The organism is Ramlibacter sp. 2FC, assembly GCF_005503345.1.
GTDB lineage: Bacteria > Pseudomonadota > Gammaproteobacteria > Burkholderiales > Burkholderiaceae_C > SCMQ01.
Map to the genome: position 1 here is coordinate 1 of NZ_SCMM01000099.1, position 7,827 is coordinate 7,827.

Annotated in this window: 7 protein-coding genes; 6 read left to right on the forward strand and 1 reads right to left on the reverse strand. The window is 69.7% G+C overall.

All coding sequences use genetic code 11. The features are described 5' to 3' along the window. Window positions 1–340 precede the first annotated feature (340 nt). The 6 genes from FFS10_RS23615 to FFS10_RS22345 all read left to right on the forward strand — a co-directional run bounded on the left by FFS10_RS23615 (window position 341) and on the right by FFS10_RS22345 (window position 7,363). Window positions 341–607, forward strand: coding sequence for a hypothetical protein (locus FFS10_RS23615; RefSeq protein WP_249931390.1), 267 nt, complete (start codon window positions 341–343; stop codon window positions 605–607). Beyond that, on the forward strand, window positions 604–1,590 hold the full coding sequence (locus FFS10_RS22325; RefSeq protein ID WP_137896798.1) for an NADPH:quinone reductase: 987 nt from the start codon (window positions 604–606) through the stop codon (window positions 1,588–1,590). Before FFS10_RS23615 ends, FFS10_RS22325 begins: the two co-directional genes overlap by 4 nt. A 183-nt stretch (window positions 1,591–1,773) precedes the next feature. Continuing rightward, window positions 1,774–2,106, forward strand: coding sequence for a preprotein translocase subunit YajC (yajC, locus tag FFS10_RS22330; protein ID WP_137896799.1), 333 nt, complete (start codon window positions 1,774–1,776; stop codon window positions 2,104–2,106). Window positions 2,107–2,166: 60 nt separating this feature from the next. After that, window positions 2,167–4,062: a protein translocase subunit SecD gene (secD, locus tag FFS10_RS22335; protein WP_137896800.1), complete on the forward strand. Its 1,896-nt coding sequence runs from the start codon at window positions 2,167–2,169 to the stop codon at window positions 4,060–4,062. Between the two features lie 12 nt (window positions 4,063–4,074). Continuing rightward, window positions 4,075–5,028, forward strand: coding sequence for a protein translocase subunit SecF (gene secF / locus FFS10_RS22340; protein ID WP_137896801.1), 954 nt, complete (start codon window positions 4,075–4,077; stop codon window positions 5,026–5,028). 55 nt (window positions 5,029–5,083) lie between these two features. After that, complete coding sequence (locus tag FFS10_RS22345) at window positions 5,084–7,363, forward strand: DUF1631 family protein (protein ID WP_137896802.1); 2,280 nt, start codon at window positions 5,084–5,086, stop codon at window positions 7,361–7,363. A gap of 179 nt (window positions 7,364–7,542) precedes the next feature. Here FFS10_RS22345 and FFS10_RS22350 read toward each other — a convergent pair. Then, window positions 7,543–7,827: DUF494 family protein (locus tag FFS10_RS22350; protein WP_137896803.1), on the reverse strand; the 285-nt coding region annotated here is incomplete at its 5' end.

Sequence of the window (7,827 nt, forward strand, 5' to 3'; positions counted from 1 at the left end):
GATTTATGTCCAGTGCAACGCGCCGCCACGCCCCAGATCGCAAGCGTTTACGCGGCCTGCCGGCCTACCCCATCCCAGAACTTCTCATAACTGGGGCCTTCTCATAATGGCCGACATGAGGCACGGGTAACTCACGCCACCATCGCGCCGCTGCCCCCTTGTCGCCCACAAAAAAGCCGGCGAGGCACAAGCCCCGTCGGCGCAAGCTGTGGACCGTGGAGAGGTCTGCAGGACTCAGCGTGGCGCCAGCATCCACTTCGGCCGCCGCGTGCGCGTGTTGACCCAGGAAACGCAGATCGGCCAACCGGCCCGGGACTTGGCTGCCACAAGGCCCAACCCCATGCTGAACGCGCATCAGGACTGGCTGGCTGGCCTGATCCGGCATGCCCGAGCCCGCATGGTCATCGAACTGATGGGCAAGGACCTCGACTACGTGATGCAGATCGCCGGCTCGCCGGCCTCTGTCCCTACAATTGCCGCCACCCGCCAGGTGTTCCACGCCGCCCAACAACAAGGGCTGGGTGCGCAGCACATGACTGCTGTCCTGCGGTTGTACGAACCGCAGGACAGGCTTCGACCATTGACATTCCGTCGGGAGCACGCATGAAAGCCGCTTATTACGACCGCCAGGGACCTGCCCGCGAGGTGCTGCAACTGGGTGAATGGCCCGATCCCAAGCCTGCGCCGGGCGAGGTGCGCGTGCGGATTCAATGGTCGGGCGTCAACCCTTCGGACGTGAAGTCGCGACAAGGCTTGCGAGGCGGTGGCATGCCGTTTCCACGCGTGATCCCGCACAGCGACGGCATGGGTGTCATCGACGCGGTGGGCGACGGCGTGCCGGCCTCGCGCGTGGGACAGCGGGTGTGGCTGTGGAACGCCGCCTGGGGCCGCGCGCATGGCACCGCGTGCGAACTGGTGTGCCTGCCCCAGGCCCAGGCCGTGCCCTTGCCCGACGGTGTGGCAGGTGAAGCCGGGGCCTGCCTCGGCATCCCGGCGCTCACGGCCATGCATGCCGTGCTGATGGACGGCGGCGTGGCGGGAAAGACCGTGTTCGTCGCCGGCGGGGCCGGTGCGGTGGGTCACTATGCGGTGCAGATGGCGGGCCAGTTGGGGGCCGCCCGGGTGATTACCTCCGTCAGCACCCCGGAGAAGGCCGCACTCGCGCGGGCAGCCGGTGCCGATGATGTGGTGATGTACAAGACCGAATCCCTGGTCGAACGCGTGGCCGAACTGACGGAGGGTCGAGGCGTGGAACGCGTCATCGAGCTGGACCTGGGTGTCAATGCCGCGGCCAATCTCGAGATGCTGCGCATGGGCGGCGAATGCGTCACCTACGGCAGCAGCACGCCACTGCAGCTGCCATTCTTTCCCCTGATATCGAAGAACCTGCAGCTGAAGTTCTTCATCGTCTACCACCTTTCGCCCGAAGACCGGGCACGCGCGGTGGCCACGCTCACCCGAATGCTGGCGCGCAACCGCCTGCAGCACAACATCGCGGCGCGATTGCCACTGGATGACATCGCCACAGCCCACGAGCAGGTCGAGCAAGGCAAATTGGCCGGGAATCTGGTGCTGCAGGTCGGCGACTGAGCCGCGAGACTTCGGGCCCCCTGCGCGCCGGCCCGGCGGCCGCGCCGGCGGCGAACCCGCCACCTTTCCCGCCCTGGGCAAGGCCATCATGGCGCCGCATACAATCCCAAGTCTTTTCCGTGCCGGCGGCCTGGCCCGCCCGCGCGGTTCCCCCATTGATCATTCCCCCGTGGAGTATTGAACGTGCTGATTTCTTCCGCCTATGCCCAAACCGCGCCCGCCGCCGCTGCCGGGGGCGACATGATGTCCTCGCTCACGAGCATGCTGCCGCTGGTGCTGATGTTCGTGGTGCTCTACTTCGTGATGATCCGTCCGCAGATGAAGAAGCAGAAGGAGCACCGCGCCATGATCGAGGCGCTGGCCAAGGGCGACGAAGTGGTCACCGCCGGCGGCCTGCTCGGCAAGGTCACCAAGCTCGGCGACGGTTTCCTCAGCGTCGAGGTGGCCAGCGGCGTGGAAGTGCAGATGCAGCGCAGCGCCGTGGTCCAGGTGCTGCCCAAGGGCACGGTGAAGTGAAGCCCCGTCCGGCAGGGCCTGGTGCCTGCCGGCGTTAGCCAGTAGCGAAAAAGCGCGATCATGAACCGTTACCCGGTCTGGAAGTACGCGATCATCGTGATCGCGCTGTTGATGGGGGCGATCTACACGCTGCCCAATTTCTTCGGCGAGGCGCCTGCCGTGCAGGTGTCCTCGGGCAAGGCCACGGTGCGCGTGGACAGCGCCACGCAGGCCCGCGTCGAGCAGGCGCTGCAGGCGGCCGGGCTGCGCGCCGAGGCGATCGCCTTCGACGGCCAGTCGGTGCGCGCGCGCTTCGACAGCACCGACAACCAGCTCAAGGCCAAGGACGCGATCCAGAAAGCCCTGATCCCTGACCCGGCCGACCCCGCCTACGTGGTGGCGCTGAACCTGGTGCCGCGCTCGCCGGCCTGGCTGTCGGCCCTGCACGCCGCGCCCATGTACCTGGGCCTGGACCTGCGCGGCGGCGTGCACTTCATGCTGCAGGTGGACATGCCCGCGGCGCTGACCAAGCGCGCCGACGCGCTGGCCGGCGACATCCGCACCGCGCTGCGCGAGAAGGACGTGCGCCACGGCGGCATCAGCCGCAACGGCCAGCAGATCGAGCTGCGCCTGCGCGACACCGCCACGCTGGACGCCGCCAGGCGCGTGATCCGCGAGCAACTCCCCGAGCTCGAGCTGGTCGATGCGCCCGAGGGCGGCGAATACAAGCTCACGGCGACCATACGCGTCGACGCCGCGCGCAAGGTGCAGGAGCAGGCGCTCAAGCAGAACATCACCACGCTGCACAACCGTATCAACGAGCTCGGCGTGGCCGAGCCGGTGATCCAGCAGCAGGGCCTGGACCGCATCGTGGTGCAGCTGCCCGGCGTGCAGGACACGGCCAAGGCCAAGGACATCCTGGGCCGCACCGCCACGCTGGAGGTGCGCATGGTCGACGAGAGCGCCGAGGCGCGCTCGGCCGAGATGGGGAGCGGCCCGGTGCCGTTCGGCGACGAGCGCTACCTGGACCGCAACGGCCAGGCCGTGATCGTCAAGAAGCAGGTGATCCTGACCGGCGAGAACCTGACCGACGCCCAGCCGGGCTTCGACAACCAGACCCAGGAGCCCACGGTCAACCTCTCGCTGGACGCCAAGGGCGCGCGTATCTTCAAGGACGTGACGCGCGAGAACGTGGGCAAGCGCATGGCCATCCTGCTGTTCGAGAAGGGCAAGGGCGAGGTCGTCACCGCGCCCGTGATCCGCACCGAGATCGGCGGCGGCCGCGTGCAGATCTCCGGCCGCATGACCACGATGGAAGCCAACGACACCGCGCTGCTGCTGCGCGCCGGCAGCCTGGCCGCGCCCATGGAGATCATCGAGGAGCGCACCATAGGCCCCAGCCTGGGCGCCGAGAACATCGCCAAGGGCTTCAACAGCGTGACCTGGGGCTTCCTGGTGATCGCGGCCTTCATGTGCGTCTACTACATGGTGTTCGGCCTGTTCTCCAGCGTGGCGCTGGCCGTGAACCTGCTGCTGCTGGTGGCCGTGCTGTCCATGCTGCAGGCCACGCTGACCCTGCCCGGCATGGCCGCCATGGCCCTGGCCCTGGGCATGGCCATCGACTCCAACGTGCTGATCAACGAGCGCGTGCGCGAGGAGCTGCGCGGCGGCGCCTCGCCGCAGGCCGCCATCCACGCCGGCTACGACCGCGCCTGGGCCACCATCCTGGACTCCAACATCACGACCCTGATCGCGGGCGTGGCGCTGCTGGCCTTCGGCTCCGGCCCGGTGCGCGGCTTCGCCGTGGTGCATTGCATAGGCATCCTGACCTCGATGTTCTCGGCCGTGTTCTTCTCGCGCGGACTGGTCAACCTCTGGTATGGTCGGCAAAAGAAGCTCAAGGCCGTGTCGATCGGCACGGTCTGGCGTCCCGCCGGCGAGGCCGGGGCGCAGGACAACAACCGTCCGGCCGCTTGAGGGAGCAGCACCATGGAATTCTTTAAGATCCGCCGCGACATCCCGTTCATGAGGCACGCGTTGGTGTTCAACGTGATTTCCCTCGTGACCTTCCTGCTCGCGGTCTTCTTCCTGTTCTCGCGCGGCCTGCACCTGTCGGTGGAGTTCACCGGCGGCACCGTGATGGAGGTCAGCTACAGCCAGCCGGCCGATCTGGGCAAGGTGCGCGGCCTGGTCTCGGGCCTGGGCTACAACGACGTGCAGGTGCAGAACTTCGGCACCGCGCGCGACGTGATGATCCGCCTGCCGGCGCAAAAGGGCGTGAGCTCGGCCCAGCAGAGCGAGCGTGTCATGGCGGCGCTCAAGGCCGACAATGCCCAGGCCCAGCTGCGCCGCACCGAGTTCGTCGGGCCCCAGGTTGGCGAGGAGCTCGCGGCCGACGGCCTGAAGGCCCTGGCCTTCGTGGTGGCCGGCATCATGATCTACTTGGCGCTGCGCTTCGAGTGGAAGTTCGCCGTCGCGGCCATCGTCGCCAACCTGCACGACGTGATCATCATCCTGGGCTTCTTCGCCTTCTTCCAGTGGGAGTTCTCGCTGGCGGTGCTGGCGGCGGTGCTGGCCGTGCTGGGCTACTCGGTCAACGAGTCGGTGGTGATCTTCGACCGCATCCGCGAGAACTTCCGGCGTTTTCGCAAGATGGACACGGTGCAAATCATCGACAACGCCATCACCTCGACCATCAGCCGCACCATCATCACGCACGGCTCGACCCAGATCATGGTGCTGTCCATGCTGCTGTTCGGCGGCGAGACCCTGCACTACTTCGCGATGGCGCTGACCATAGGCATCTGTTTCGGCATCTACTCCTCGGTGTTCGTGGCCGCGGCCATCGCCATGTGGCTGGGCATCAAGCGCGAGGACCTGGTCAAGGCGGCGCCCAAGAAGGACGGCGACCCCGGCGACCCGAACGCCGGCGCCACCGTCTGAGGGCCGGTTTGCCACGCGGCTGCATTGCCAAGACGCTTGAACAGGCTCTGAGCCCATGACCGCTCCGCGTGCCCTGTCCCACGGTGGGCTGCTGGCCCGCCAGGCGCGCGCCCGCTTCGTCGCCGAAGTCGACCAGGCGCTGCCCGAGCTGGGGCGCGTGGCTCTCGAGCGCCTGGGCGCCCTGGCCGCCCAGTCGGCCCCCGCGCAGGAACTCAGCGAGCGGCGCCAGGCCCTGCTGGCCTTCCAGCGCCTGCACGAGGCCTGGGTCGATGCCGTGCGGCGCGCCTGGCGGCAGCCCGGCGCGTCGGCCCCCCGCCCGCCCTCCGACGTGCTCGAGCTGATCGACAACGAGGAGGTCGAGACCCGGATCCAGGTCTCGCGCCTGGCCCTGGCGCTCGGCGACACGGTCAACTCGGAGCTCAACGACCTGCGCCTGCGCGTGCTGCAGCTCGAGGGCCAGCGCGAGCTGGCCGCCGACGACGCCTTCCGTCCGGAGCAGCTGGCGCGCGCCCTGCTCGAGCAGTGGGTGGCCTGCGGCCTGGCGCGCGACAGCTGGACGCTGGTGCAGCAGCTGCTGCGCGAGCCGCTGGTGCAGCGCCTGCTGGAGGCCTACCACCACGCCAACGAATTCCTGGTGCAGCAGGGCGTGATGCCCGAGATCGACCTGAGGCCCTTCTTGCGGCGCGGCGGCGAGGCCGCCACGCCCAGCCGGCCGGCCCCGCTGGCGCCCGCCGCGCCGGCGCCGGCCGCCACTCGGCTCGCGCCCCCGCCCAGCGAGCGCGGCCGCGCCGGTGCTGCCGCCGCCGCCGGGCGCATGGTCGAGCCGACCGCGCAGACACGCCTGATGGCCCCGGCGACGCCGCCAGCCGGCGCCCGCTCGGCCGCCAGCCAGGCGGCGCAGGGCGTGCTGGGCCAGCTCAGGCGCCTGCTCGGCGAGCGCGTGGGGCCTGGCGATGCGACGCGGCGCAGCGGGCTGTCGCCGGCGCTGACCCAGGCCCTGACCCAGGCCGGCACGGCCTCCGGCCCGCTTGACGGCGGCGAGGGCCTGGCGCAGCTGCAGCTCGAGCTGCGCCAGCGCAGTGCCGAGCTCAAGCGCAAGGCCGGCACGGCGGGCGAGAAGGCGACGGTCGAGGTCGTCGCCCTGATGTTCCAGAGCATCCTGGCCGAGGAGCGCATTCCGGCCAGCGTGCGCGTGTGGTTCGCGCGGCTGCAGATGCCGGTGCTGCGCGTGGCCCTGGCCGAGCCCGAGTTCTTCGGCACGCTCGAGCACCCGGCGCGGCAGCTGATCGACCGCATGGGCTCCTGCGCCCTGGGTTTCGACGCCGGCGTGAGCGGCGGCCGCGCGCTGGAGGCCGAGGTCCGGCGCGTGGTCCAGGTGATCGAGCAGTACCCCGAGACCGGGCGCCGCGTGTTCCAGCTGGTGCTCGACGAGTTCCAGCAGTTCCTGGCGCGCGCCCTGCTCGGCACCGAGCGCACGCAGCGCGTGGTCAGCGTGGTCCAGCAGGTGGAGCAGAAGGAGACGCTGGCGATCCAGTACACCATCGAGCTGCGCAAGCTACTGGGCAGCGTGCCGGTGCGCCCCGAGATCCGGGAGTTCCTGTTCAAGGTCTGGGCCGAGGTGCTGGCCGTGGCGGCCGTGCGGCACGGCGCCCAGCATGCCGACACGCTGATGCTCAAGCGCGCCGCCACCGACCTGCTGTGGACCGCCAGCGCCAAGCCGCAGCGCAGCGACCGCGCCCGCGTGGTGCAGGAGCTGCCGCAATTGCTGCAGCGCTTGCGCCAGGGCATGTCGCTGCTGGGCCTGCCGGCCCAGGAGCAGGAGGGGAACCTCAAGCTGATCAGCGACACCGTGGCCGAGGCTTTCCTCTCGCGCGCCGAGCTGATCCCGCAGGACCAGCTGGACGAGATGGCGCGCCGGCTGGCCAGCCTGGACGACGTGGTCGGCGATGCGGCTGGCGACATCGAGCTCGACGCGGGCAGCCTGGAGATGATGCCGGGGTTCGAGCATGCGGCCATCGAGGTGGTGGCCGACGGCGGCGCCCAGGCGAGCGAGGCCATGCTGGCCCGGGCGCAGGAGCTGCAGCCCGGCCACTGGTTCACGCTGGACCGCAACAGCGAGGTCAAGCCGGTGCAGTTCGTCTGGCGCAGCGCACGCCGCCAATTGCACCTGTTCGTCGCGGCCGACGGCCGCACCTGCCTGTTCCAGACCCGGCGTCTGGCCGCCTACCTGCAGGCCGGCCTGCTGGTGCCGGCCGAGGACGAGGCCCTGACGGTGCGCGCGACCCGCGCGGCCCTGGCCAAGCTCGAGGCCAATCCGGACCGGCTGCTGAGTTGAGGCTCAGACCGGCGCCGGGCCGCCCCAAGCCGGTCTGGGCCCCCTCGGGGCCGGGCCGAAGCGTGATGCCTCGGAACGTGCATAGCGCAGGCCCGGCATGGGCTCGCTACGCTGTACAGCTTCGCGCACGGACGCTGCGCGAGCCCAGCGAGGACACGCAGTGCCGAGCCTGGGGGCCATCAGTGCGCGACGCGATCCTGGTGGTCGTCGCAGAGTTCGTCTAGTACCAGGGCGTCGGGCTCGGTGCCGAAGCTCCAGTAGACCATCAGCACGACGATCTTGAGGTCGTCCAGGCGCATAGGGTGGCCTGGCACGGCCATGGCGCGGTCGAGCACGATCTCGCGCAGCACCGGGGGCAGCACGCCGGCCGACTCGAGGAAGCAGACGAAGCCCAGGCATTCGGCGCCCAGATGGGCCTGCTCGGCCACGGAATACACGCGCAGGCTGTGCGCGGAGGGCTGGGT